The 26,373-nt window shown below is 74.5% G+C and carries 15 protein-coding genes and 1 pseudogene; 12 read left to right on the top strand and 4 right to left on the bottom strand.

All coding sequences use genetic code 11. From position 1 onward, the window contains the following. Positions 1 to 223 precede the first annotated feature (223 nt). The 5 genes and pseudogenes from ACZ45Q_RS13540 to ACZ45Q_RS13520 form a co-directional block, all read left to right on the top strand. Positions 224 to 460: pseudogene (locus ACZ45Q_RS13540) on the top strand (flavodoxin family protein); the annotation flags it as partial. Positions 461 to 621: 161 nt separating this feature from the next. Continuing rightward, positions 622 to 1,053 (top strand): hypothetical protein, encoded by a 432-nt coding sequence (locus ACZ45Q_RS13535; RefSeq protein WP_468259434.1) that lies wholly within the window; start codon positions 622 to 624, stop codon positions 1,051 to 1,053. Between the two features lie 20 nt (positions 1,054 to 1,073). Further along, on the top strand, positions 1,074 to 3,416 hold the full coding sequence (locus ACZ45Q_RS13530) for a hypothetical protein (protein WP_468259432.1): 2,343 nt from the start codon (positions 1,074 to 1,076) through the stop codon (positions 3,414 to 3,416). 29 nt (positions 3,417 to 3,445) lie between these two features. Continuing rightward, entirely contained in the window at positions 3,446 to 4,126 is a 681-nt protein-coding gene (locus tag ACZ45Q_RS13525) for a hypothetical protein (RefSeq protein ID WP_468259429.1), read from the top strand. A 284-nt stretch (positions 4,127 to 4,410) separates the two neighbouring features. Continuing rightward, positions 4,411 to 5,835, top strand: a complete 1,425-nt coding sequence (locus tag ACZ45Q_RS13520; protein WP_468259426.1) for a non-reducing end alpha-L-arabinofuranosidase family hydrolase — start codon at positions 4,411 to 4,413, stop codon at positions 5,833 to 5,835. Positions 5,836 to 5,985: 150 nt separating this feature from the next. Here ACZ45Q_RS13520 and ACZ45Q_RS13515 read toward each other — a convergent pair whose 3' ends face one another. From ACZ45Q_RS13515 to ACZ45Q_RS13505, 3 genes are all read right to left on the bottom strand, one after another. Beyond that, entirely contained in the window at positions 5,986 to 6,414 is a 429-nt protein-coding gene (locus tag ACZ45Q_RS13515; protein ID WP_468259424.1) for a Fur family transcriptional regulator, read from the bottom strand. 196 nt (positions 6,415 to 6,610) lie between these two features. Then, positions 6,611 to 10,261 carry a protein kinase domain-containing protein gene (locus ACZ45Q_RS13510; protein WP_468259421.1) on the bottom strand — a complete coding sequence of 1,217 codons (3,651 nt, stop codon included), beginning with the start codon at positions 10,259 to 10,261 and terminating at the stop codon, positions 6,611 to 6,613. 99 nt (positions 10,262 to 10,360) lie between these two features. After that, positions 10,361 to 13,810 (bottom strand): acetyl-CoA carboxylase family protein, encoded by a 3,450-nt coding sequence (locus tag ACZ45Q_RS13505; RefSeq protein WP_468259419.1) that lies wholly within the window; start codon positions 13,808 to 13,810, stop codon positions 10,361 to 10,363. Between the two features lie 29 nt (positions 13,811 to 13,839). Here ACZ45Q_RS13505 and ACZ45Q_RS13500 point away from each other — a divergent pair, with 29 nt between their 5' ends. The 4 genes from ACZ45Q_RS13500 to ACZ45Q_RS13485 all read left to right on the top strand — a co-directional run bounded on the left by ACZ45Q_RS13500 (position 13,840) and on the right by ACZ45Q_RS13485 (position 17,055). Then, positions 13,840 to 14,475 (top strand): TetR/AcrR family transcriptional regulator, encoded by a 636-nt coding sequence (locus tag ACZ45Q_RS13500; protein WP_468259417.1) that lies wholly within the window; start codon positions 13,840 to 13,842, stop codon positions 14,473 to 14,475. After that, on the top strand, positions 14,472 to 15,185 hold the full coding sequence (locus tag ACZ45Q_RS13495; protein ID WP_468259415.1) for a (2Fe-2S)-binding protein: 714 nt from the start codon (positions 14,472 to 14,474) through the stop codon (positions 15,183 to 15,185). Before ACZ45Q_RS13500 ends, ACZ45Q_RS13495 begins: the two co-directional genes overlap by 4 nt. A gap of 88 nt (positions 15,186 to 15,273) precedes the next feature. Beyond that, positions 15,274 to 15,849: a DM13 domain-containing protein gene (locus ACZ45Q_RS13490; protein ID WP_468259413.1), complete on the top strand. Its 576-nt coding sequence runs from the start codon at positions 15,274 to 15,276 to the stop codon at positions 15,847 to 15,849. A 393-nt stretch (positions 15,850 to 16,242) separates the two neighbouring features. Beyond that, complete coding sequence (locus tag ACZ45Q_RS13485) at positions 16,243 to 17,055, top strand: hypothetical protein (RefSeq protein WP_468259411.1); 813 nt, start codon at positions 16,243 to 16,245, stop codon at positions 17,053 to 17,055. A 16-nt stretch (positions 17,056 to 17,071) separates the two neighbouring features. Here ACZ45Q_RS13485 and ACZ45Q_RS13480 read toward each other — a convergent pair whose 3' ends face one another. Then, positions 17,072 to 18,130, bottom strand: coding sequence for a PucR family transcriptional regulator (locus ACZ45Q_RS13480; protein WP_468259408.1), 1,059 nt, complete (start codon positions 18,128 to 18,130; stop codon positions 17,072 to 17,074). Between the two features lie 310 nt (positions 18,131 to 18,440). Between ACZ45Q_RS13480 and ACZ45Q_RS13475 the strand changes: the two genes are divergently transcribed. Genes ACZ45Q_RS13475 through ACZ45Q_RS13465 form a run of 3 tightly spaced genes read left to right on the top strand, consistent with a single transcriptional unit; the run spans position 18,441 to position 26,305 of the window. Further along, positions 18,441 to 20,486, top strand: a complete 2,046-nt coding sequence (locus ACZ45Q_RS13475; RefSeq protein WP_468259405.1) for a flotillin family protein — start codon at positions 18,441 to 18,443, stop codon at positions 20,484 to 20,486. A 10-nt stretch (positions 20,487 to 20,496) separates the two neighbouring features. Next, positions 20,497 to 25,707 carry a DNA repair ATPase gene (locus ACZ45Q_RS13470; protein WP_468259402.1) on the top strand — a complete coding sequence of 1,737 codons (5,211 nt, stop codon included), beginning with the start codon at positions 20,497 to 20,499 and terminating at the stop codon, positions 25,705 to 25,707. Then, positions 25,694 to 26,305, top strand: coding sequence for a hypothetical protein (locus tag ACZ45Q_RS13465; RefSeq protein WP_468259400.1), 612 nt, complete (start codon positions 25,694 to 25,696; stop codon positions 26,303 to 26,305). Before ACZ45Q_RS13470 ends, ACZ45Q_RS13465 begins: the two co-directional genes overlap by 14 nt. Positions 26,306 to 26,373: the final 68 nt, after the last annotated feature.

Raw genomic sequence — 26,373 nt, 5'->3', positions numbered from 1 at the left:
ACCCCGCAACCGTGGTGACCTCGCCACGGCGGTGGGGGCACCCCGGACCTCTCCGGCCGGGGCCGTCCGGAGGGGAGTCGCGCACCGCGCAGGCCATGCGGAGCATGTTGTGGTGGGCGGCTGCCGCGGGCGGGCCGCACGCTGGGCGGCGTGGACATGTCGCCGCCGTGCCCGGGTGGTCGGCGCGAGAGAGCCGGGAGGACCGTGTGACCGCTACGCCGCGCCCGAGGCGGACGCGGGGTGGATCGGCGAGGCGGGTCCCGGCCCCTCGTACCTCGACCCCGGTTCGGGCGGCCCGGAGAACGACTTCACCAACCGCAACACCACCTTCATGATCTGGAACCTGCTGCACCTGGCGCGGGCGCTGAAGGACCTCGGCGGCATCCCCGCCTACGGCAACCAGCGCACCGCCTGGGACGCCGGGTGCCGCCATGACTTCGAGAATCCCGAGCACCGGTAGCGGACGGCGGAGCCGGGCCCCGGCCGGTCGTGGCCGTCCGGGCTTCGGCGAATCGGCTGTCGGGCGCCCCGTGGACGGGCGATGATACGGGGACGGACAGCTGATCAGGTCGCCGTCTCGGACAGGGTGAGGCGGACTGCCGGAGGGACATGGGGGAGTGCATGGCGTTCGAGCAGGAATGGGCCGAACTGCGGGCCGCGGCGGCGGAGCGGACCGCCACGCGGATCAACGGCCTGCCGGCCGAGGGCGGCGGTAGCGGTGGCGGCGGAGCGGACCTGGTGGTCCGCCGGGACGACCTCGGCGCCATCGGCAACGACGCCTACGACCTGCTGGGCCGGCTGGGGAAGGAGGGCGACATCGCCCGTGCCTCCACGTTCGACGCGGCGACGGCGCTGACCAACGGCAACTTCGCGAGCGGCGCCGCCGTGCTGAAGGTGCACGACTTCTGGCAGACCCACCTCAAGACGCTGCTCGACGCCTGCGCGCAGATCTCCGACCACCTCGACTACAGCAAGGCCCGGCACGCCAAGGACGAGGAGAAGGTCGAGGGGGACCTGACGCGGATCTCGGTGCTCACGGAGTACATGAAGTAGGGCCCGGGGGAGAGCGCACCGTGCTGGAGTACGAGGACATCATCGACGCGCCGGTGGCGAAGCTGAAGGCGGCCGTCGACGACTGGGCGGAGATGGCCGGGAAGCTGGACAAGCTCGCCACCGATGCCGCCGACGGGATGAAGGCCAAGGCGCGGAAGGCGTCCTGGGAGGGTGTCAACGCGGGCGTCACCAAGGCCTTCATCGGCAAGACCGTCAAGGAGTTCGCGGACGCCGCCGTCGAGGCCAAGGGCGTGCAGCGGATCCTGGCGGAGGGCTGCGCGGCCATCAAGAAGGCCCGGGACGACCTGATCGGCATCCGGGACCACGAGGGACCCGCGGCCGGTATCCGCGTGGACGGCAAAGGCAAGGTCACGGCGCGGAACCCGTTGTCCGGGATTCCCGCGGCACGGCACGACCCCGACTACGACGAGCTTCTGCGGGAGGAGAGACGGCACATCGAGTCGTGGCAGAAGAGGATCGACCTCATTGTCGACAACTGCAACGACACCGACGTCGCCCTCAAGAACGTCCTCGAGGCCAACGTCACCGACCGCAAGGACTTCAGCGCACCCACGTACACGAAGCTGGACCAGGAGGAGGCCGCCCGCGCCGCCGCCCTGGCGGCCAAGGGCCCGGATCTCACTCACGCCGAACTCCAGCAGCTCAACGAGCTGTTGCGGGACAACAGCACCTCGGTGGAGTTCGCCAAGGGCTTCTACCAGAAGCTCGGCCCCGAGAAGTCGCTCGCCTTCTTCGGCCAGCTTTCCATGGACACGCACGACTACGGCAAGGTCGACGCGGAGCGCCTCAAGGACGTCCAGGAGCTCCAGCGGAACCTCGGCCTCAACCTGGCCACCGCGTCCCACGACAAGCAGTTCACCGAGAAGTGGGGGCCGGAATTCCGCAGGCTGGGCACGGAGCACGTCCCACTGTCCAAGCACGACTACGGCGGGCCGTTCGGATACCAGCTGCTCGGCGGGATCATGCGGTACGGGAACTACGACGCGGCGTTCCTCAAACCGATCGCCGAGCACGTGGCGCAACTGCACCAGAGGGATCCGGACCTGTTCGCCGGGACCAAGACGGTGAACGGTCCGGTCAAGAACCCCTTCAACCCCTCCGGTGTGAACGGGCCCGGCTACGACCCGGTCACCGCGATGCTGGAAGCGCTCGGCAACAGCCCCGAGGCGGCGAAGAGGTTCTTCGCCGACGCGCCGACCGCGTACAACGAGGACGGCACGGTCGACCACGGAGCCACGGCCGACCTCGGAAAGACCGAGCACGGGGAGGTGATCGAGAACTATCTCGACTTCTTCACCAACGAGAAGTGGGAGTCCTTCCCCGACGTCGACACGCTCCTCCCGGAGGAGCACAAGGCGTCGCTCGACTACATGCCCGACGCCCTCGGTCACGCCCTGGAGGCGGCGACCCTCGGCTACCCGGCCGGGCACCCGGACCCGGCGGTGGTGCGGGACGCGGACAACGCCGCGGTCATGCGGCAGGTCATGGAGAAGTACGCCGCGGAGCCGGCACTGCTCAAGGAGCGCCACGAGGCGATGGCCGACAGCCTGGGCGTCATGGGCGCCGGCTACGTCGACGACATCAACTGGGCTCTGGAGAAGAACAGTCCGGACAGCGTGTTCGCGCCGGGCAGCAACCCGGAGGGGCACGTCGACTTCGGGGACGGCGACGGGCGGAGTGTCGTCCGGGGCTTCCTCAGCACCCTGGGGCAGCACCCGGACGCCTATGCGACGGTCTCCACCGCGGAGCAGGTCTACACCCGCAGTGTGCTGGAAGGGACCGTGGGCCCGGACGGAAAGATCCAGGAGGGCGCCGCCAGGGCGACCGTGCGCGTGGGCGCCGAGGTGCAGGGCATGCTCGACCAGTCCCGGGCCGACCAGGTGGAGGCGACGAACCTCAAGACCCACGAGGACTACGAGAAGGCGGTGGCCGAGCGGGCCGGCTGGGTCGAGTTCGGGGCCACGGTGGGTATCGCGGCGGGCGTCGCCTTCCTCCCGGCGACGGCGGCGGTCGGCACGGCCGCGGTGCTCGTCCCCCTGGCGACCGACACCGCCAGCGGCGCCGCCGAGCAGGTCATCGGGCAGATGGTCGGCGACATCTCCGACAGTGCGGTGGACGAGCACAAGGAGAAGATGGAGGAGCTCACCGACGAGGAGCGGTTCGCGGTCTTCTCCGCCGGTGAGGCCCTGGCCGAGGCACCGATGGAAGACTTCCTCCGGCGGTACGTCACGGCCCCCGAAGGCAGGACGTTCGAGCAGGACCTGCGCGAGTCGATGCTGATCGGCTACGGGGTCGGCAACGACCGGGAGAACCAGCAGGGCAACCGCCCGGAGACCGGGTGAGTCCGGTGCACGGCCGGGGACGGGTGAGGATGCGGACAGTGAAGAAGCGCAGGCCGGTGCGTGCGGGACTTGTTGCCACGGTCCTGGCCGGTTTGCTGTGTCTCGGGGCCACCGGTTGCGACGGGGACGGGGACGAGGAGGCGGCCGACGAGGCGCTGGCAGGGACCCAACTCTGCGGTGGCGACGCCGTGTCCGCCGAGGCGTCCGAGGCGCTGAGGGTGATCATGGGATCGTCGCGGTTCGGGACCACGGCGGAGAAGTCCACCATCGAGCAGGCCGCGACGGACTTCATCGAGGCGTTTCCGCACGTGACCGGGGGCCGTGACGACGTCTGCCGGATCTATACGGCCGACGGCACGCCGGACTTCGCGCTCCGGGTCACCTGGGGGCTGAAGGGCGGTCCTCCGACCGGAACCCCGGCCCCGGAGTTCACCGTGCTGGAGATGGGGGAGCGGGCGCTGGCGGCGGAGAACCAGGCGTCGGTCCAGTTCCTCTGCCGGAGTCAGAGGTTCCCCGGCTCGAGGAAAGAGGCGCACGTCGCCATCGGCGTGGAGCGCTGGGGCATGCCCAGACCCCCCGAAGGCGACATCGAAGCGTTGAAGGACGCCTACGCGACCGTGGCCCACTCCTTCTCGCTGGCCATGGCCAAGGAGCTGCGCTGCGAGAAGAACGGCGGGCTGCCCGAGCGGCCGGTGCTGGATCCCGCCTAGCGGACGCCGGCGCTCCGAAATGTTTCGGATGTGGCGGCGAATCATGCGAGAGGTATTGACGTGGTGCGGCGGCTCCCTATTCTTCAGTTTGCTCGGCGGCTCGATCAGTGTTCGGTATAACGAACAAGTGTGATGGACGGGCGAGTCGGGTGCTCCACTGCACGGCAGGCAGCGCGCGCCGCGGGCGGTAGTCGTCCGGTCCGGTGCCGTCCTGCGCCGACCGTCCGGGCGGCCTTCGCCGAGGGCCGGACCGGAACCGACTACTCATGGTTGGGGAAGTCCCCATGCGCAGAGGAAGTTTCCGCCACGGGCATCCGTCCGTGGTGCTCGTCGTCGCGGCCGCGGTGCTGGCCGCGCTGGCGGCGATGCTCGTCTCCGTCCCGGCCCAGGCGGCCGGCAGCGGCGCCTTACGCGGTGTCGGGTCGAACCGGTGTCTCGACGTGCTCGGCGGCAGCCAGGCCGACGGCACCCACCTCCAGCTCTACGACTGCTGGGGCGGAACCAACCAGCAGTGGACGCTGACGGACCGCAACGAGCTGACGGTGTACGGCGACAAGTGCCTGGATGTTCCGGGGCACGCCACCACGCCCGGTACCCGGGTGCAGATCTGGAGCTGCTCCGGCGGAGCCAACCAGCAGTGGCGGGTGAACTCCGACGGCACGGTCGTCGGGGTGGAGTCCGGGCTGTGCCTGGAGGCCGCGGGCGCCGGTACGGCCAACGGCACCGCGGTGCAGATCTGGACGTGCAACGGCGGCAGCAACCAGAAGTGGACCGGCCTGACCGGGACGCCGCCGACGGACGGCACGTGTTCCCTTCCGTCGGCGTACCGGTGGACGTCGACCGGTGTGCTGGCGCAGCCGGCGAACGGGTGGGCAGCGGTGAAGGACTTCACCGCCGTGAAGCACAACGGCCGGTACGTGGTCTACGGGACGAACTTCGCCGGATCGTCGTACGGCTCGATGATGTTCCGACCGTTCACGAACTGGTCGGACATGGCGTCGGCGGGCCAGGTCGGGATGAACCAGGCCGCGGTGGCGCCCACGTTGTTCTACTTCGCGCCCAAGAACGTCTGGGTGCTGGCGTACCAGTGGGGCCAGTGGCCCTTCATCTACCGCACGTCGAGCGATCCCACCAACCCCAACGGCTGGTCCGCTCCGCAGCCGCTGTTCACCGGGAGCCTCCCCGACTCCGACACCGGTCCGATCGACCAGACCCTGATCGCCGACGACCGGAACATGTACCTGTTCTTCGCCGGTGACAACGGCAAGATCTACCGGGCGAGCATGCCGATCGGGAACTTCCCGGGCAACTTCGGCTCCTCGTACACGACGATCATGAGCGACACGAAGGCCAACCTGTTCGAGGGTGTCCAGGTCTACAAGGTCAAGGGGCAGAACCAGTACCTGATGATCGTCGAGGCGATGGGTGCGAACGGGCGCTACTTCCGCTCCTTCACGGCCTCCAGCCTCAGCGGTTCGTGGACCCCGCAGGCCGCGAGCGAGAGCAACCCCTTCGCGGGCAAGGCCAACAGCGGTGCCACCTGGACGAACGACATCAGCCACGGTGACCTGGTCCGCGACAACCCCGACCAGACCATGACCATCGACCCCTGCAACCTCCAGTTCCTCTACCAGGGCAAGGACCCCGCCGCGGGCGGCGACTACAACCGGCTGCCGTGGCGGCCGGGCGTTCTCACCCTGCGGCGCTGACCGTGGCGGGGCGGGGTCCGGGTGAGCCGGCACGCCGGCGGCCCGCGCCCCGCCCCGCTGCACCGGCCGGAACGGGCTCCGCCGGTACTCCTCCGCCTGCGGCAGCCGTCGAGTCGTCGTCCAGGGCGAACCCGGTCCGCACCGGCGTGGTCATGCGGACGGAGTCCTTCGACCTGTGCTGCCGTGGGCCGGGCTCGGCCGGCAGTCGGCGCAGATGCCGCTGAGTTCGACGGTGTGCCGCACCGCGGCGAACCCGGTGCCCGCGGTGACGCGGTCGGCCCACTCCTCGACGACCGCGGAGTCCACCGGGCGGCTGTGCCCGCAGGCGCGGCAGATCAAGTAGTGCTGGTGTCCGCCGTCCGGCCGCCGCCGGTACAGCCGCTCACCGGAGTCGTCGCGTACGACGTCGACACCACCGGTGGCCGCGAGGCCACGGAGCGCCCGGTAGACGGTGGTCAGTCCGATCCGGGTGCCGTTCTCCGTCAGCCGGGTGTGCAACTCCTGCGCCGACACGAAGTCCTGACTGCCCGACAGCCCTTCGAGGGCCGCGGCCCGCTGTCGCGTGAGCCGGCTGGTCACGGCAGGTCACCTCCACAGACGTCGCCGAGCGGCACCACCGTGAGATTAGATGGAAATGAAAGCCATGTCCATATGGGGCGGTGGTCATGTGTCTGCGTCGGTCGTGTGCCTGCGTCGGTCGGCAGGGACGGGGCCGGCGGCGGGTGACCGACGGGGCGCGGGCCCGCGCACCGTGTTCCGGCGCCGGGATCCCGGCTCAGTCGCAGACCTTCCGGTACGGCGCGTCCGGCACGTTCTGCTCCCACTCCGCCCGGGTCAGGTTCTTCGCCCGGTGCACCCGCTCGCAGACCGCCGCGGCGAGCCGGTCCGGATCGAGGCTGACCGCGTGCGAACGCACCCGCCCGCCCGCCAGGAACAGGTCCCCCCGGTCGTCGAACGCCACATCGATCAGGGGTTCCTCGACTCCGGGCAGGACACCGCCCAGCGACTGCTGCGAGCGCACGTCCCAGATCTGGACCCGTTCCCTCCGCACCACGCCGACGAGCCGGTCCCCGTCGGGGGAGAACCGCAGCAGCGAGACCTCGTGGTCGTCGGTCCCCGCCGGTCCGGGCAGGCGCCCCACCCGCCGGGTCCCGTCCGCGGTCCACAGCGCGACGCCGTTCGGTTCGGCGGCGGCCAGCATCTTCCCGTCGGGGCTGAACGCGACGGCGCTCAGCGGCACCGCGCCGAGCGCGCCGCGTGCCGTCGTCCCGTCCGGCAGATCCGCCCGGTCCCCGGAGGTGGTGGCGAGGACCATGTCGTCCCCGGAGCCGCCCAGCGCGATCCCGTGGCCGCCGATGCCGTCCAGCGTCCGGGTCTTCCTGCCCGTCCGGGTGTCCACGACGTCGACGGACCACTCGCCCCGGCCGGGCACGGCCATCCGGCTCACCGCGAGCGTGCGCCCGTCGGGACCGAAGGCCAGCGCGACGGCCGCGCCGCGCTCCGGGTCGCCCAGCGGGACGGAAGCGCGGACCTTTCCGGTGCGCACCTCCTGCACCACCACGTCGTACGGCTCGCCCTGGGCGGGCTCCTGGCCGGGGTAGGCCACCAGGGTCCCGTCCGCGCTGAACGCGGCCGGCAGGTCGCCCTCTCCCCGAAGGGGGCCCACCCTGCCCTCCGCGGCGAACGCCACGTCGGACGTCATCTCCGGTGCGGCGCCGCTCCCGTGCGCCGCCCCCGCGACGGACCAGGACCGCAACCGGGAGGTGTCCCGGGTGTAGTGGACCGTCCTCAGCGTCGCCGCCCCGGGGCCGTACCCGCCCATCATGCCCTCCTCCGCCTGCCGCGGAAGACGCGTCACGCCGAGGTCCAGGACGTGCACCGAGGCGCCGTCGATGTAGACCAGTTCGCGCGCCGCGGAGTCGATCGCCAGCGCCCGCCCGACCTGCGACCAGTACGGCTCCTCCTCCCGGGCGCCCGTCTCGTGCGTGAGCAGGGGCCGTCCGACGTCCTCGGCGCCGGAGAGGACCACGGCACGGTCGTCGATCCAGGCGACCAGCCGCCCGTCCGGGCTGATGGCGGCGGTCACCTCCTCGGCGTCGCCGTTCAGGCTGCCGTCCGAGACCAGCTTCCGGGTGCGGGTGTCCCAGACGTACAGGCGCCCGCCCGTGCTGGTCAGCACCCTGCCGCCGTCGGCGCTGGGCCAGACCGACGACGTCTCGTCGCACCGCGTGAGGTCGTCCGCGTGCCGCATCCGCGTCGGCTCACCGCTGCCGACGTCGTACACGACCGGGTGGCCGCCCGCGGGACAGGACGCCAGACGCCGTCCGTCGTCGGACAGCACCGGGTCCGTGCCGGACAGCCGGAGCAGGGTGCGGCCGGTCCGCGTGTCGACGACGCTGCTGCGGGCGTCGTCGGTCACGGTGAGCGCCCGACCGCCGCCCGACGCCAGCGCCAGGACGGTACCCGCCGCCCGGGGCACCTTCCCGACGGGCTCGTCCGTGGCGAGGTTCCACACCACTTCGCCGGACACGGCGAACCCGCCGTCCGGCGCCACGACGGTGAACGTCCTCCCGCCCTCACCCAGGTCGGCCGGCTCCCCGGTGCGGACGTCGTAGTGGCGCGTCCGCGGTGTCGCCGTCGCCTCGTGCACCTGGGTGGTCAGGTAGCGGCCGCCCGCGGACAGCGAGCGGGTCATCGACGACTCGATGGCGCTCGGCGGAGGTGTCGGGTCGCGGAAGACGGCGGTCTCCCGTTGCAGCGCCGACCGGTACAGCGCCGACCGGGCCTCGACCGCCGGTGCCACCCGCCACGCGGCCAGGCTCAGCAGGGCGGCCGTCTCCGGGTCCGAGGCCCGCATGCCCTCGGCCACCGACGCCACGGTCCGCGCGGTGGCCAGCGCCCGCTGCTCCGCGTTGGTCCGCCGCAGCTGCCAGGCCACGGTGCCCGCCGCCAGCGCCAGCACCAGCAGCACCGCGATCCCGCCCCGCAGCCGGCGCCGCTGACGGGTGCGGCGGGACTCCTCCGTGCGGGCGGCGTCCAGGAACGCCCGCTCCAGCGGGTTGGGCCGCAGCGCGGCCGGCGCGGTCGCGGCCTGGTCCAGGGCGGCGCGCAGGGCACTGCCGTGCAGCAGGTCGTCCGGCCTCCGCCCGGCCCGCTCCCACTCCCGCGCGGCGTCGCCGGTCCTGCGCAGCACCCGCAGCGCGGCCCGGTGCTCGGCCGCCCACGCGCCCAGCCGCGGCCACGCCCTGAGCAGGGCCGCGCCCGCCGGGCGGACGGAGCCGTCGGGGTCGGGGACGAGGATCCGCTCCGCGGCGAAGGCGGACAGCGCCTGCCGGGCGGAGGCGGCCTCGTGTGCGGGACGCCCGCCGAACAACTCCTCGTACCCGGCGGCCCGTACCTCGTCCTGCGAGCCGTCCGGCGCCTCACCCGGCGCCACCAGTCGCAGCAGCAGCTCCTGGGCGGCGGCCCGGGCGGCGGGGTCCAGCTCCGCGAACACCCGCTCCGCCGCCGCGCCCCAGTCCGGCAGGGTGGCGGGGGCGTGCCCCGCGAGGTCCGGCAGCGTCGCGGCCCGGGCGCCCCGGTCCAGCAGCTCGGCCGCCGAGGCCGCGGCGGGAAGCCGGTCGCCGCCGGTGAGCAGACCGAACAGCAACTGGTCCGAAGCCGGCCGCAGTGCGGGGTCCTTGGACAGCGCGGCGCCCACCAGGGGCCGCAGCCGCTCCGGCAGCGGCGTGAGGTCGGGGTCCAGCTCCGTGACCCGGACGACGATCTCGCCGAGGTTCTCGCCGTGGAAGGGGGCCCGGCCGGTGGCCGCGAAGAGCACCACCGCGCCCCAGGCGAACACGTCGCTGCGCCCGTCCGCGCGACGGCCGCGCAGCACCTCCGGCGCCATGTAGCCGGGCGTGCCCATCAGCCTGCCGGTCTCGGTGAGCGACATCTCCTGGGTGCGGGCGATCCCGAAGTCGATGACCCGGGGACCGTCTGGGCCGAGCAGCACGTTGCCCGGCTTCAGGTCCCGGTGCACCACGGAGGCGGCGTGGATCGCGGTGAGCGCGGTGGCGATCCCGGTGGCGAGGCGGACCAGGCCGTCACCGCCGAGCGGACCGCGCTCCCGCACCACCGACTGAAGGTCCGGGCCGTCGACGAACTCGCTGACGATGTACGGGGGTTCGGCCTCCGGGTCGGCGGCGAGCACCCGGGCGGTGCAGAAGGAGTCCACGCGCCGGGCCGCCGCGACCTCCTTGCGGAACCGGTCCCTGGCGAGGGCGCCGGCCGTGCCGTCCGTGCGCAGCACCTTCACCGCACACCGTGTCCCCGCACCGTCGTACGCCTCGTACACCACGCCCTGCCCGCCGGACCCGAGGCGCGAGGCCAGCCAGTAGGAGCCGATGCGCTGCGGGTCGTCGGGCCTCAGTAATTCCCGGCTCACGGAACCTCTTCCGGTGGAGACTGCTTGGCTCTGCGGCACTCCATCCTGGCGCAGAACTCGTCCGCGCGTCCCGGCGGACGGGGGAGAGGGCGGCAGCGTTCACCAGGTGTCCACGCGGCGGCGCACCGGCCGGTCGGCGGGGACCGCGGGCGGCAGTGTGCGGCTGATCCAGGCGCGGGTGTCGGCGGGGTCGATGACGTCGTCCAGTTCGAAGACGGTCGCCGCGGCCAGCGCCTTGCCGCGCTCGTACGCCTCGGCCAGCAGCCGGGCGTGGAGCCGTTCGCGCTCCGCCGGGTCCTCGACCGCCTCCAGCTCCCGCCGGTAGCCCAGGCGGACGGCGCCCTCCAGGCCCATGCCGCCGACCTCGCCCGTCGGCCACGCCACCATGGCCTCGGGCACCCGGAAGCCGCCGCCGGCCATCGCCATCGCGCCGAGCCCGTAGGCCTTGCGCAGGACGACGCCGATCACCGGAACCGTCAGATGGGCGCCGACGACGAAGAGCCGGCTGAAGCGGCGGACGGTGGCGGTGCGTTCGGCCTCCGGCCCGACCATGAAGCCGGGGGTGTCGACCAGTGAGACGACCGGCAGGCCGTGGGCGTCGCACAGCTGGAGGAAGCGTGCCGCCTTGTCCGCCGCGTCTGCGTCGATCGCCCCGCCGAGGTGGGCCGGGTCGTTGGCGAGCAGCCCGACCGGGCGGCCCTCCACGCGCGCCAGCGCGGTGACGACACCGGCGCCGAACCGCGGACGCAGTTCGAGCACCGAGCCGGCGTCGGCGACGAGTTCGACGGCGCGGCGCACGTCGTAGACGCGGACGCGGTTCTCGGGCACCACGTGGCGCAGCCGGCGCACGTCGTGGGCGGTCCACTCGGTGACCGGGCCCTGGAAGTAGGACAGGTAGCGCCGGGCGAGCGCCACGGCGCCGGCCTCGTCGTCCGCCACCAGGTCGATCACCCCGTTGGGCTCCTGCACGGAGACCGGGCCGATGTCCTCGGGACGGTGGGTGCCCAGGCCACCGCCCTCGACCATGGCCGGGCCGGCCATGCCGATCGTCGCGTCGCGGGTGGCGATCACCACGTCGCAGGTGCCGAGCAGGGCGGCGTTGCCCGCGAAACAGCGGCCGGCGGCGATGCCCACGGTCGGCACGAGCCCGTTGAGCCGGCCCATGGCGGCGAAGGTGCCGATGTCCAGGCCGGACACGGTGGTCGTGTCGGTGTCCCCGGGCCGGCCGCCGCCGCCCTCGGCGAACAGGACCACGGGCAGCCTCTGGCGCTCGGCCAGGGCGAGCATCCGGTCGGTCTTGCGGTGGTTGAGCAGGCCCTGGGTGCCGGCCAGCACGGTGTAGTCGTAGGCCAGCACCACGCACCGGGCGGACTCGGGGCCGAACAGGGCGCCGTTGACGGTCCCGACGCCGGTGACCATGCCGTCGGCCGGGGTGTTCTCGATGAGGTCCGCCAGCGGCCTGCGCCGGCGCTGGGCGGCGACGACCAGGGCGCCGTACTCGGTGAAGCCGCCGGCGTCGCAGAGGTCCGCCACGTTCTCGCGGGCGGTCCGCCGGCCCGTACGGTGGCGCCGGGCGACCGCCTCCGGGCGCGCCTCGTCCAGGACCGTCCGGTGACGCTCCCTCACCTCGGCCAGGTCCGGGCGGATCTCGTCCGGGTCGGGTTCGGCCGCGCCGCCGGACACCTGAGGCCGCTCGTCGTCCGGCAGCAGCTCGGCCAGCAGCAGGCCCGGGGCCGTCACCTGGCCCTCGGCCACGTGCACGGCGCAGACCGTGGCGGCGCACGGCGACGGCAGCACGTGCTCCATCTTCATCGCCTCCAGCACCACCACCGGGTCGCCGGGGCCGAGTCGTGTGCCGGGCTCGGCCACCGAGACGACCGCACCCGCGAACCCGGCGCGCACCGCCTCCCGGGGCGGGCCGGGGACCGGGACCGGCTCGGCGGCGGACTCGCCGCGTCCGGCGGGGTGCGGCTCGGAGCGTGCCTTGGGGCGCGGCGCAGGGTGCGCTTCGGAGTGCGGCTCGGAGTGCGTCCCGGGGCGCGGCTCGGAGTGTGTCTCGGGGGGCGGCTCGGAGTGTGTCTCGGGGGGCGGCTCGGAGGGCCGCTCGGAACCCGGCCCGGCATCCGGCACCAGTTCGGCGAAGTGGTCGTCGACGAAGGAGGTGGTGGCCAGACCGCGGCGGACCTCGTCGTGGTCCAGCAGCCGGCGCAGGAAGGCGAGGTTGGTGCCCGGCCCGCCGACCGCCAGCTCGGACAGGGCACCGCCCGCGGCCCGCAGCGCGGCGCCCAGGTCGTCCGCCGGGACGTGCGTCACCACCTTGGCCAGCAGCGGGTCGTAGACCGGCGTCGCCTCGTCCCCGGCCCGCACGGCGGTGTCCACCCGGACACCCGGGCCGCCGGGCAGCGTCAGCGCCTCGATCCGGCCGGCCGTGGGATGCGCCGTGCCGTCGGGACGCAGCTCCTCCAGGCAGACCCGGGCCTGCACGGCGACGCCCCGCGGACGCGGCACGTCGGCCTGGGCGACGCCCAGCTCGGCCAGGGTCGCCCCCTGCGCGACACGGAGCTGGAGGGCGACCAGGTCCAGCCCCGTGACCTCCTCGGTGACGGTGTGCTCGACCTGGACGCGCGGGTTGGCCTCCAGGAAGGCGAACCGCTCGGGGGCGTCGGCGTCGACCAGGAACTCGACGGTGCAAAGGCCCCGGTAGGCCAGCGCCCCGGCCATCCGCACGGCCGCCTCGCGCAGCGCCGCACGGCACTCCTCGGGCACCGTCACGGCCGGCGCGATCTCCACGACCTTCTGCCGGCGCCGCTGGAGGCTGCACTCGCGGTCCCACACATGACTGACGGCACCCGTGCCGTCGCCGATCACCTGCACCTCCACGTGCCGGGCACGCGGCATCAGCCGCTCCAGGAACAGCGCACCGTCCCCGAAGGCGCGCTCGGCCTCCGACCGGCAGCGCTCCAGCACCGCGGGCAGCAGGCCGGGATCGGTGACCGGGCGCATCCCCCGGCCCCCGCCGCCGGCGACGGCCTTGACCATCACCCCGGCGCCCGGCCCCAGCCCGGCCAGGAACCGCCGCGCCTCGTCGGCTCCCACCCCCGCCGGCGTCGCCTCCAGCACGGGCACGCCCAGCTCACCGGCGAGCTCCCGGGCCCGCGCCTTGTCACCGAGGACCTCCAGAGTCCGGGGACCGGGACCGACGAAGGTCACCCCGCCCTCGGCGCACAGCCGCGCCAGCCGCGGGCTCTCCGACAGGAAGCCGTAGCCGGGATGGAGCAGCGCGCACCCGGACCGCCGGGCCACCGCGACCAGTTGCCCGGCGTCGAGGTAGGGCCGCGCGCCGGTCAGCGGCACCACCGCGTCGGCCAGGCGCAGCGCCGCGCCGGACCGGTCGTCGGGGGCGTGGACGGCGACGGTGCGCAGTCCCAGCGACCGCGCCGCCCGCAGGACACGGACGGCGATCTCGCCGCGGTTGGCGATGAGGATCGATGACATACGGGTGCCCTCGCGCTCGACGGTGCGGTTGCCGCCGCCATCCTCGATTGACATTGACGTCAACGTCAATGCATCGTGCACCCATGCCGACCGCACCCTGGGCCGTACGGGAGAAGCTCGACCGGGCCGACAGCGAGACCCGCCGGTCGCTGCTCGACGCGGCCCGCGCCGTCTTCGAGACCCGGGGCTACGCCCGGACGACCGTCGCGGACATCACCCGCGAGGCCGGCGTCGGACGGGCCACCTTCTACGTCTACTTCGCCTCCAAGGAAGAGGTCTTCGCCGTGCTGGCGCACCGGGTGCGCGACCGCTTCCTGGCGGCCCAGGAGCTGACCGGCGTCGACGCCGGCGACCCCTGGGCGGTGGCCCGCGCCACCAACGCGGCCTACCTCGACGCCTACGCGGCCGACCTCGCCTTCCTCACCCTGATCGACCACCAGGCCATCGCCGACCCGGCGATGCACGACCTCCGCGAGGAGATCCACGCCCGGCCCCGCGCCCGCACGGCCCGCTACATCAGGCGTCTCGTCGAGAGCGGGCGGGCCGACCCGGCGGCGGACCCGGAGGCGGTGGCCACCGCGGCCGGCGGCATGGTCGCGGTGTTCGCGCCGGTCCTGGTGCGCGAGCCGGGCCGCCGCGCCGAACTCGTCGCCCGGGTCACCGACCTGTACCTGCGGCTGCTGGGCCTGCCCCCGGCCGGGCCCGGGGGAGCGGCATGACGGCGGTGACGGCCCGGGCCCTCGCCCAGGTGTCGGCCGTCGGCCCCTACTTCACCGTCCACAGCGGACCGGGAGCCGAGGCGGCGGGCTACCGGCCGTTCACGGACCTGCTGTCCGACGAGACGGTGCTGGCGGCGTACGTCTCCCAGGTGGGCCGCCGGCTGGGCACCGGGCAGCGGCGGGTGGCCGCGTCCACGCTGCACATCGGCACCGCCGCCCGCCTGTGGTCGGTGGCCGTGGCCACGGCGGCGCTCACCGGCCGGGCACCCGACCTGGCACCCGGCCGGCTGTGGTGGCGCATGCCGGAGACCGGCCCGATCGAGCTGTGGCTGCCCGAGCCGGCCGCCCTGCCCGGCCGGGACGTCGTCGGCGCCCTGCACGGCACGGTCCACGAGCGTGCCCTGCGCCCGCTGGGCGAGGCGCTGCACCGGCACACCGGGCTGTCGGCGAAGGTGCTGCCCGGCAATGTCACCTCCGCTCTGATCGGTGCCCTGCGCGTGCTGCACGCCGAGCGCCCCGACGTCCCGCTCGCACCGCTGACCGCCCTGCTGGAGCGCGAGCCGCTCGCCGGCTCCGGGACGTTCCACGGCGGGCCGTGGTCCTACCGGCGCAACAGCTGCTGCCTCTACTACCGCGTCCCCGGCGGCGGTTACTGCGGCGACTGCGTCCTGGCCGGGCGGGCCCGGACGGAGCGGCGCGGCCCAACGTAAGGGATCCGTCATCTTTCCCGGGGACCGCCGGGGCCGTTCGGCGAGTTGAATGAGGGCGACGGAACGGTTTCGACGAAGCGAGGCGGGAATGGCGCGTGCGGGCGCGGTGGCGGGCAGGCCGTGGATCATCGGGGTGCTGGTGGTGGCCCTGGCCGGTGCCGGGCTGGGGCTGTACTGGTTCCAACCGTGGAAGCTGTGGCAGGACGAGACCGTGCAGGAGGCCCTGCCGGGTGCGGTGGCGACCCCCGCGCCGGACCGCGGGGAGCCCTCGGCGCCCTCCGCCGCGGCCACCCCCTCCGCCTCGCCCGCCCCGGCGACCCTCGCCTCCGGCGAGCTGATCAGCCACGAGCACGCCACCTCGGGCACGGCGAAGCTGGTACGGCTCGCGGACGGCTCCCATGTCGTCCGGCTGGAGAACCTCGACACCAGCAACGGCCCCGATCTGCACGTGTGGCTGACCGACGCGCCGGTCAAGGAGGGCAAGGCCGGCTGGCACGTCTTCGACGACGGCGAGTACGTCACCCTCGGCAAGCTCAAGGGCAACAAGGGCAGCCAGAACTACGCCGTGCCGGCGGGCGTCGATCCGTCCCGGTTCAGCAGCGTGAGCATCTGGTGCGACCGCTTCGACGTCTCCTTTGGCGCCGCCGAACTGACCCGCGCCTGACAGCGGCGGGCCACGGACCACGGGCCACGAGCGATGGCCGACGGGCACCGCCGACGGGGACCCGCCGGGCGCGCGGTGCCGCATCGCGTGCGTCGCCGACGGGGCCCGGCCGGGCGCCGGGTCGGTGCGTCGCCGGCCGGGGCGAGAGGCGTGGGCGGGAGGCGCCGGGGTGCGCGCGTTCCCTGCCGCAGGCGGGTGGCGCGGGCACCGCGTCACCCGTCGGGGCGCCGGGCCGCCGGCGTCGGGGCGTGCGCGCCGTCGGCGGCCGGTTGCGCGGGGCGTCGGCCGGGGTGCAGGGAAGAGCAGGTTGCCGGGTCCCGGCACCTCCGCCGGGGGCGGGGATGCCGTGGCGACGACTGACGGTGGGGGCGGCCCGCCCGCCATGCTGGGGCCATGGTCGCCTTCCGCCACACCGTGCTCGTCGACGCCGTGCCGCGCCGCTGGTGCGAGGACGCCGTCGGTGTGCTCCTCGACCTGGCGGAGACGGTCCGCACCGCCGACGGGCGGCTCCTGCTCCCCGACGGCAGCGTCGTGGCCGGGGCCGGGCTGGTCGAGGGCCGGCACCTGCGGCCCGGTGCCGTCTACGCCGCCGAGGACGACGCCGGCACGGTCCGCGTCCGGATCCGGGAGTGGAACCGGCGGCGCCTGCGGGCGGCGGTCGACGTGCGGGGACCGGACGGACACCTCGCCGTCGCGGGCGCGCTGCACGGCGCCGGCCGGCCCAGGCTGCTGGAGGTGCGCGGCCGTACGCGCGGCCCGGGGGAGCGGCCGGGACTCGGCGCGTTCCAGGGCTCGGCCCGCCTGAGCTGCGACGCCTGGTGGGACGCGGCGGACCGGGGACGCGCCGCCCGCACACCGCCGCTGCGGGTCCGGCTGGAGCACCGGCTGTTCCGGGCGGGCCTGCGGGCGGTCCCGCGCCCGGCCGGCTTCGGCCGGTGGGAGGTCACCGTCACCGTGACCCTGCGCGGCCGGCACCTGCTGCGCCCGGTGGCGGCTCTGGTGCTGCGGATGGCCAAGGGCCGGCTCCACCGGTCCCTGGCGCGGGAGCTGGACGGCACGGCCGAGCGGTGGAACACGGCCCTGCCCGGCCTGCTGCGCCACGACCGGGACGCGCTGCGGACGGCGATCCTCACCGAACTCGCCGCCCGGAAACGGGACCTGCCGTCCGGCACCCGCCCGCCCGGCGCGCCGGTGACGGGCGGGTGACCACCGGCCTCGGCGCTCACAGCTCCTGGGCCGGCCAGTCCAGCAGCCGTGCCCCGATCACCGCGGTCTGCAGCATGTAACGGTGCGCCGGATCGGCGGGGTTGGCCCCGGTGAGCTGGTGGATGCGCTCCAGACGGTAGGTCAGCGCCCGTACGCTCAGCGACAGCCGGCGGGCCGCCTCGGCCGCGACGCAGCCGGAGTCGAAATACACCGTCAGCGTCTCCAGCAGGGGCCTGGCGCCGCCGCGGGCGGCGGTGAGCGGGCCGAGGGTGTTCACGACGAGGTCGGCCATGGCCTGCCGGTCCCGGGTCAGCACCGGGTACACCAGCAGGTCGGCGGCGCGCAGCACCGGATCGTCCAGCTCCAGCCGCTCGGCCAGCTCCAGGGCGTTCAGGGCCTCCTCGTAGGAGTGCACGACACCGCCGGGGCCGGGCTGGGCGCGGCCGATGGCGACCAGGCCGCCGCCGGTGGCCGCGTGCGCCTGCTTGGCGAAGTGGGTGAGGACCTCGTCCTGATGGCCCGGCGCGATGCACAGCAGCCGCCCGTCCTTCGTGGTCAGCAGGATGCTGCGGTCGCCGAAGCGGGAGATGAGCGCGCGCTCCACCCGACGCGGTACCGCGTGCCCTTCGTCGTAGGCCTCGGGGCCTTGCGCCACGGCGACGGCGTGGGCGTGGGAGAGCCGCAGCCCGAAACGCTCGGCGCGCTCGGCGAGCCGGCCCAGATCGCTGCGGCCGAAGAGCAGGTCGTCGATGAACTCCCGCCGGGCTGCCTCCTCCTGACGGACCGCCAGCCGCTGGGCGCGCTCGTAGCCCTCCGCGAAGGCGTCGACCGCCTGCTGGACGGTGGCGAGCGCGTGGTCGGCCGGAGCGCCGCTGCCGGGCCAGGCCGTACGGGCGGCGGACAGGTGGGCGCTGACCAGGGCACGCAGCCCGTAGCCGGCCTCCGCGGCCTGTTCGCCCAGGATGCGCCGGGACTCGATCTCGTCCCGGGTCAGACGCCGGCCCGTGGCGGCCGACTCCGTCAGTATCCGGGCATAGCCGTCCAGATACTCCTCCGGAATATCCCGCTCCGTCATGTCCCCCCTCGAAATCCTGACGCACCACTGACGGTTCCGCAGCGGCTCACCGGCATCCGAACACTAGTGAACCTTGCCGGGTTCCGGCAATGCGGTGCCGGGTCCGGCCGGGCACCATGAGCGTACGGGGAGCACTACGGATGGTTCCGACGCCGCCCTCTGCCGGTCTCCGGCAGACGCGCGGCGCCGGAGTCCGGCCATGGCCGCGCGGCCGGTCCTGCCGCGCCGCCGTCTCACCACGGGCGGCCCCTGCCGTCCCGCGCACCCCGCGCTCCACCCACCGGATTCCGCCTGCCCGAGGACGTATGCCATGAATGTCGTCACCGTGGGCCTCGGCGTGCTCGCCGCCGCCGTCGTCCTGCTCGCCCTCTTCGTCGTCTCGCGGCTGTTCCGCAAGGTGGAGCAGGGCAAGGCGCTGATCGTCTCCAAGCTGCGCAAGGTCGACGTGACCTTCACCGGGCAGGTCGTGCTGCCGGTGCTGCACCGGGCCGAGGTGATGGACATCTCGGTGAAGACCATCGAGATCACCCGGGCCGGGCGCGAGGGCCTGATCTGCCGGGACAACATCCGCGCCGACATCCGGATCTCGTTCTTCGTGAAGGTCAACAAGACCGTGGAGGACGTCATCAGGGTCGCCCAGGCGGTGGGCACGGCCCGGGCCAGCGACCGGAACACCCTCCAGGAGCTGTTCCACGCGAAGTTCTCCGAGGCGCTGAAGACCGTCGGCAAGCAGATGGACTTCACCGACCTGTACACCAAGCGCGAGGAACTGCGGTACCGGATCATCGAGGTCATCGGCGTCGACCTGAACGGGTACCACCTGGAGGACGCGGCGATCGACTACCTGGAGCAGACGCCGCTGTCCCAGCTCGACCCGGCCAACGTGCTCGACGCCCAGGGCATCCGCAAGATCACCGAGCTGACGGCCGTGGAGCACGTGCGCACCAACGAGGCGCAGCGCACCGAGGAGAAGGAGATCACCCGGCAGAACGTCGACGCCCGCGAGGCGGTGCTGGAGCTGGAGCGCCGGCAGGCCGACGCGGAGATCCGGCAGAGGCGGGAGATCGAGACGGTGCGCGCCCGCGAGGAGGCCGAGACGGCCCGGGTGGTGGAGGAGGAGCGGCTGCGCGCCCAGTCGGCGTTCCTGGCCACCGAGGAGCAGCTCGGCGTGCAGCGCGAGAACCAGGCCCGGGAGATCGCCGTCGCCGAGAAGAACCGCGAGCGGGTCATCGCCGTCGAGAACGAGCGCATCGAGAAGGACCGGCTCCTGGAGGCCATCGCCCGGGAACGGGAGACGCAGCTGACCCGGATCGCCGCCGAGAAGGAGGTCGAGGCGGAGAAGCGGCAGATCGCCGAGGTCGTCCGCGAGCGGGTCGCCGTGGACCGCACGGTCGCCGAGCAGGAGGAGTCGATCAAGAAGCTGCGGGCCGTGGAGGAGGCCGAGCGGCAGCGGCAGGCCGTCGTCATCGCCGCCGAGGCCGAGGCGCAGGAACGGCTGGTGAAGGACATCAAGGCCGCCGAGGCCGCCGAGCAGGCCGCCGCCCACCGTGCCGCCGAGCGGCTCACGCTCGCCGAGGCGCAGATGAAGGCCGCCGACCTGGAGGCGAAGGCCAAGCAGCGGCTCGCCGAGGGCTTCCAGGCCGAAGCCGCCGCCGAGGGGCTGGCCGCCGTGCAGGTCCGCGACAAGGAGGCCGAGGTCATCGAGAAGGCCGGCCGTGCCGAGGCCGAGGCCACCGAGGCCCGGCTGCGCGCCGAGGCGGAGGGTGCCAGGGCCCGGGCGCTCGCGGAGGCGGCGGCCGTCGGCGAGAGGCTGAAGGCCGAGGCGGCGGGCCTGACGGAGAAGGCGGCGGCCATGGCCGCGCTGGACGAGGCCTCCCGCGGCCACGAGGAGTACCGGCTGCGGCTGGAGACCGAGAAGGACATCCGGCTGGCCGGGCTCGAGGTGCAGCGGCAGGTCGCCGAGGCGCAGGCCACGGTGCTGGCCACCGGGCTGGAGAACGCCGACATCGACATCGTCGGCGGTGAGTCGGTCTTCTTCGACCGGCTGCTGTCCTCGATCGCGCTCGGCAAGGGCGTCGACGGATTCGTCCAGCACTCCGAGACCGCCCGGACGCTGGCCGGCCCCTGGCTCGACGGCACGGCGGACTTCACCGCCGACCTCACCCGGGTCCTCGGCTCGGTCTCCACGGCCGACGTGCAGAACCTCACCGTCTCGGCCCTGCTGATGCGGCTGATGAACTCCGCGGGCTCCGACGCCGGGCAGCTGAAGCAACTGCTCGACAAGGCGGACGAACTGGGCCTCGCCGACCGCCCGCTCACCACCGCCATGGCCAACGGCACGGCCCGACACGCCTGAGAGGGACGCCATGACGACCGGCACCACCGGCCGGGACACCGGCACCGGCACCACCGGCCGGAGCACGGGCACCGGCACCACCGGCCGGAGCACGGGCACCGGCCCGACCGGCACGGGGCCCACCGGCCCGCGCACGGGCCCCGCTCCGTCGGGCCCGCACGCGGGCGCCGGGGGCCCGGCCCCGGCCGGCACCGGCACGGCCACCGGCCGGAACCCGGCCACCGCCCACCCGGCCTCGGCGCCCCCGGCCGACGGCAGCGGCACCCGTACGGGGACCTCGACCGCCGCCGGCGCCGGACCCACCGCCGATTCCACCCCCGCCACCCCCCACCTCGACACCGGCACCTACGGGGTCCTGCGGGATCGCCTCACCGCTCAGGCCGCCGAACTGGCGCGCCGTGCCGAGGAGCTGGACGCCCGCCGTACCGAGGAGTTCGGCGCGGTACGGCTGGAGCTGGCCGGCACCGAGGAGCTGCGCACCGAGCGGGCCTGCGTCCCCCGGGACGTCACCGCCGTCGGCGACGCGCTGCTCTTCGGGTACGGCACCGTGCCGGGACGCGGCGCCGACACCGGCGTCGGCGACGTCCTCGCCCTGCACGGCCGCGACCACGAGCGGCTGCCCGAGGACGCCGTGCCCGGACTGCTCGACGACCCCGCCCTGCGGCGGGAGTTCGCCGACCTGCACCGCTACTTCCGGCAGGCCCGCCTGGAGCGGCTGCGCCGCGTCCCCGGCAAGCTGCTGGCCGTCTTCCGCACCGGCGAGAAGGCCGCGGACATCCGCGTCCTGCGCTGGTCGGTGCCGGACACCGGGCCCGTGGCCTTCCTGGACGCGCGCGGCGAACGCGACCACGTCCGGCCGCCCGTCCACGACGTCGAGTGGACCCACGCCACCCGCGAGGACCACGTCCTCGGCCGCCACCCCCACGTGTCCGTCGGCGGGGAGGTGTTCGTCTCCACCGTCGGCGGCACCCTCACCGTCAAGACGGAGAACGACACCGAGACGCCGGACGGCATCCACACCGAGCCGGTCCAGGAGCCGCTGCAGTCCCTCGCCGACGCCGGCATCGCCCACGCCCGCGTCGGCCCGCTGATCCTGCTGCGGGTGCGCCCCTACAAGGAGGACACCGACCGCCACCTGGTCGTCAACACCCTCACCGGGACCGTCGTCCGCCTCGACGGCATCGGCCAGGGCTGCCGCCGCCTCCCGGACGACCAGGGCATCGTCTTCCCCGGCGGCTACTGCCTGGCCACCGGCGCCCGCAAGACGTTCGACGTCGACACCACCGGCATGGAGTTCGAGCGCGAGATCCGCTCCCCGAACGGCGAGGACGTGCTGTACGCGTTCCACGCGCCCGGCGCCGGACGCGGCCTGCTGCTGCCGTACAACATGATCCGCAGGACCGTCGCCACCCCGCTGACCTGCCGCGGCTGGGCCCTGTTCGACGACGGCACGCTCGTCCTGCTGCGCTCCGGCTCCGACGAGCCGCGGCGCGTCCACCCGGTGCAGGTCTGGCGCTCCCCGTACGTCTCCGACACCCACGCCGCCGCACGGCCCGCCGGCAGCGGCCCCCTCGCCCGGATCGGCAACGCCGACCTCGTGCGCGGCATCGCCGACTGCCTCTCCGTCGCCCGCGCCGTCACCGAGACCACGCCGACCGGTGAGGTGTACGCCGAACTGGCCGCCTCCTGCGTCCGGACAGCCGACGCCCACCACTGGCTGACCGACCCCGAACTGGGCGATCTGCACGAGCCGTTGGCGCGGGTGCGGGAGACGGCCGAACAGGTGCTGGCCGAGTTCGAGACCGTCCGGACGCTCACCCGCCGGGCCGCCGACGCCGTCGACGAGGCCGCCGAGTGCATCAACGCGGTGGTGCGGCGGCTGCGCGGCGAGGTGCCCCGCGGCGCCGCCGCCTGGGTCGGCGGACTGACCGAACTGCGCGGCGCCCAGGGACATCTGCTCACCCTCAAGGACCTGCGGTACGCCGACACCGACCGGATCGACGCACTGGCCGCCGGCGTCGAGGCCGACCTGGCCGACTTCGGCCGGCGGGCCGTCGGACACCTGGCCCGCGAGGACGCCTTCGCCGGCCACCACGCCGACGTCGAACGGCTCGTCGCCGACGCCGAGGCGGTCACCACCGCCGCCGGGGCCGCACCCGTCGCCGCCCGCCTGGACGAACTCACCGACGGGCTGCGCACGGTGACGGAGGTCGTCGCCGGACTCGACATCGCCGACGCCACGGTCCGCACCGCGATCCTGGAGCGGATCGCCGAGGTCCTCGCCGGCGCCAACCGCGCCCGCGCCACGCTCGACGCCCGCCGCCGCGACCTGGTGGAGCGCGAGGGACGGGCCGCGTTCGCCGCCGAGTTCGCGCTGCTGGGCCAGGCCGTCACCGGCGCGCTCGCCGCCGCCGACAGCCCCCGGGCCTGCGACGAGCAGCTGGCCGCCCTGCTGGTGCAGCTGGAGAACCTGGAGTCGCGGTTCGCCGGGTCCGACGGCTTCCTGCGCGCGCTCGCCGACAAGCGCGACGAGGTGCACGAGGCCCTCTCCGCCCGCAAGCAGGCCCTCACCGACGCCCGCGCCCGCCGCGCCGAACGCCTCGCCGACTCCGCCGCCCGCGTGCTGACGACCCTCACCCGGCGCGCCTCCTCCCTCCCCGACGCCGACGCCGTCGCCGCCTACTTCACCTCCGACCCCATGCCCGCCAAGGTCCGCCGGCTCGCCGGGGAACTGCGCGAACTCGGCGAGACGGGCCGCGCGGAGGAACTGGACGGCCGGCTCACCGCCGCCCGCCGGCAGGCCCTGCGCGCCCTGCGCGACCGCACCGACCTGTACAGCGACGACGGCCGCACCCTGCGCCTGGGCGCCCACCGCTTCGCCGTCAACACCCAGCCCCTCGACCTGACCCTCGTCCCGCACGGCGACGGCCTCGCCCTCGCGCTCACCGGCACCGACTACCGCTCCCCGGTCACCGACCCCGACCTGCTGGCCAGCCTGCCGTACGGGGACCGCCCGCTGCCCTCGGAGTCGCCCGAGGTCTACCGCGCCGAACACCTCGCCGCCCGGCTGCTGGACGAGCACGGTCCGGCCGCCCTCGCGGCCACCGGCGACCTCGCCGCCCTGGTCCGGCAGGCGGCCGAGACCGCCTACGACGAGGGCTACGAACGCGGCGTCCACGACCACGACGCCACCCTGATCCTCGCCGCGCTGCTGCGCCTGCACGAGGGCGCCGGACCGCTGCGCCACGAACCGGCCGCCCGCGCCGCCGCCCAGCTGTTCTGGGCCCACGACAGCACCGCCGAGGCCCGCGCGTCCTGGCGCCGGCGCGCGGTGTCGCTGGCCCGCGCCCGGGACGCCTTCGGCCCCTCCTCCGCCCTCACCGACCTGCGCCGCGAGCTGGCCGAGGCGATCGGCGGCGACGCCGACGAGGCGGACGCCGCCGCCGGCTACCTGCTCCAGGAGCTGACCGACGGCCCCGGCGGCTTCGTGCTCGCCGCCGGCACCCGCACGTTCCTCGACGCCTTCCGCCGCGACGTGGACGAAGCGGCGTACGACGACGACCTGGCCGCCATGCCCGGCCTCGACGCCCGCGGCCGGCTCGTCACGGCGTGGCTGTCGGCCTACGCGGGCGCCACCGGCACCGACCTCGCCCCCGGCGACCTGGCGGAGGCGGTCGCCGCCGAACTCTGCCCGGACCTGCCCCGGTACGTCTCCGGCGCGCCGCTCACCGAGACCGTGGAGGGCCTGCTCGGCAGCCACCCCCGGATCAGCGGCCGGTCCCTGACCGTCCGCGTCGACGAACTCCTCGCCCGCACCCGGCGGTTCCGCGCCCACGACGTGCCCGCCCACCGCGCCCACCAGCGCCGGCGCGCCGCCCTGGTCGCCGCCGAGCGGGACCGGCTGGGCCTCGACGGCCTCCGGCCGCGCGTGCTGTCCACGTTCGTGCGTGGCAGGCTCGTCGACGAGGTCTACCTGCCGCTCGTCGGCGACAGCCTCGCCAAGCAGCTCGGCACCACCGGTGAGGGCGGGCGGCCCGGACGGCCCGCCACCGGCGGCCTGCTGCTGCTCGTCTCCCCTCCGGGCTACGGCAAGACGACGCTCATGGAGTACGTCGCCGACCGGCTGGGCCTGATCCTGGTCAAGGTCGACGGCCCCGCCCTCGGCCACGCGGTCACCTCCCTCGACCCGGCCGAGGCGCCGAACGCCACGGCCCGCCGCGAGATAGAGAAGATCAACTTCGCTCTGGCGGCCGGCAACAACGTCCTGCTGTACCTCGACGACATCCAGCACACCTCGCCCGAGCTGCTCCAGCGGTTCATCCCGCTGTGCGACGCCACCCGGCGCATCGAGGGCGTGTGGGACGGCCGGCCCCGCAGCTACGACCTGCGGGGCAAGCGGTTCGCGGTGTGCATGGCCGGAAACCCCTACACCGAGTCCGGCGGCCGGTTCCAGGTCCCCGACATGCTCGCCAACCGGGCCGACGTGTGGAACCTCGGGGACGTGCTGACCGGCAAGGAGGACGCCTTCGCGGCGAGCTTCGTGGAGAACGCCCTCACCGCCAACCCGGTCCTGGCCCCGCTGGCCGGACGCGACCGCGCCGACCTCGACCTGCTGATCCGGCTCGCCGCCGGCGACCCCACGGCACGCGCCGACCGGCTGACCCACCCGTACCCGCCCGCCGAGCTGGACCGGATCACGGCCGTGCTGCGGCACCTGCTGACCGCCCGTGAGACGGTCCTCGCGGTGAACGCCGCCTACATCGCCTCGGCGGCACGGTCCGACGAGGCGCGCACCGAGCCGCCGTTCCGGCTCCAGGGCTCGTACCGCGACATGCACAAGATCGCCCAGCGGGTCCAGCCGGTGATGGACGACGCGGAACTCGCCGCGCTGATCGACGACCACTACCGGGCCGAGGCCCAGGCCCTCGCGACCGGCGCCGAGGCCGCCCTGCTGAAGCTGGCCGAGCTGCGCGGCACCCTCACCGCCGAACAGGCCGCCCGCTGGGCGGAGGTGAAGGCGGCGTACGTCCGCGGCCAAGCCCTCGGTGGCTCCGGCGACGACCCGCTCGTGCGGGCCGTCGCCGCGCTCGGACTGCTCGCCGACCGGGTCGCGGCCGTGGAGACGGCGATCCGCCGGGCCACCGATCCCCGGCACCGTCTGATGTCCGTCCCCGGTGGCCGTCACGCGCCGGGCCGGACACCGGGCCATGGGCCGCAATGAGGCGGGTCCCCGGCGCCGCCCGGCGCTCGGGGAGCCGCTGGACCCGCGACGGGCCAGGCGCCGCGACCGTGTCGCCACGGCCGCCCTGCTGGGCCTGCTCCTGCTGCCGCCGGCCCTGTGCACCGCCTCCGCGACCCGGCCGGCGGGCGTGGTGCTGGGCGTCGTGGCCGGCCCGGTCCTCGGCCTGGTGCTGTTCTCCGGCGGGCTCTGCGAGGAACTCCGGCCGGCCCGCCACTCGGCGACCGGCCTGACCGCGCGGACCCTCACCGGCACCCGCCGGGTCGATCCGCGCCGCCTGGTGGACGTCCGCCTGGTGACGGCCTTCTCGTACGGCGGGGCGGACCACACGCTCCTGGTCCGGGACGCCGACGGCGTACGGCTCGGGGTCACCTCGGCGGCCGGGCGGCGGGTCCTGCGGGCCGCGCTGGGGCCGTCACCGGACGGCGCGGCGCCCCGGGTGAGCGCAGCGGCCCGGGCCTTCCTCGGGGCCGGGCCGCGCGCCCGGCTCGCCGTGCACACCACCGTCGTCTTCCTGCTGGAGACCGTGGCGATCTGCCTGTACGTGGCGGCCCTGCTGGAGCTGGGCGGCGCCGTCTGACACACCCGCAGCCGACCTCCGGCCCGACTGCCCGGCGCACACGGGCGAGCGGCCCGTCCCCCACCAAG

This window comes from Streptomyces sp. NPDC031049, from assembly GCF_055571015.1.
The sequence above is the reverse complement of the archived record's forward strand: the minus strand, read 5'-3'. Positions and strand labels throughout refer to the sequence as shown.

Coding starts and splice junctions, on each gene's coding strand:
- ACZ45Q_RS13470 (WP_468259402.1), top strand. CDS start 20,497: ATGACGACCGGCACCACCGGCCGGGACACCGGCACCGGCACCACCGGC.
- ACZ45Q_RS13535 (WP_468259434.1), top strand. CDS start 622: ATGGCGTTCGAGCAGGAATGGGCCGAACTGCGGGCCGCGGCGGCGGAG.
- ACZ45Q_RS13495 (WP_468259415.1), top strand. CDS start 14,472: ATGACGGCGGTGACGGCCCGGGCCCTCGCCCAGGTGTCGGCCGTCGGC.
- ACZ45Q_RS13500 (WP_468259417.1), top strand. CDS start 13,840: ATGCCGACCGCACCCTGGGCCGTACGGGAGAAGCTCGACCGGGCCGAC.
- ACZ45Q_RS13475 (WP_468259405.1), top strand. CDS start 18,441: ATGAATGTCGTCACCGTGGGCCTCGGCGTGCTCGCCGCCGCCGTCGTC.
- ACZ45Q_RS13480 (WP_468259408.1), bottom strand. CDS start 18,130: ATGACGGAGCGGGATATTCCGGAGGAGTATCTGGACGGCTATGCCCGG.
- ACZ45Q_RS13520 (WP_468259426.1), top strand. CDS start 4,411: ATGCGCAGAGGAAGTTTCCGCCACGGGCATCCGTCCGTGGTGCTCGTC.
- ACZ45Q_RS13485 (WP_468259411.1), top strand. CDS start 16,243: ATGGTCGCCTTCCGCCACACCGTGCTCGTCGACGCCGTGCCGCGCCGC.
- ACZ45Q_RS13465 (WP_468259400.1), top strand. CDS start 25,694: ATGGGCCGCAATGAGGCGGGTCCCCGGCGCCGCCCGGCGCTCGGGGAG.
- ACZ45Q_RS13525 (WP_468259429.1), top strand. CDS start 3,446: ATGCGGACAGTGAAGAAGCGCAGGCCGGTGCGTGCGGGACTTGTTGCC.
- ACZ45Q_RS13490 (WP_468259413.1), top strand. CDS start 15,274: ATGGCGCGTGCGGGCGCGGTGGCGGGCAGGCCGTGGATCATCGGGGTG.
- ACZ45Q_RS13505 (WP_468259419.1), bottom strand. CDS start 13,810: ATGTCAATCGAGGATGGCGGCGGCAACCGCACCGTCGAGCGCGAGGGC.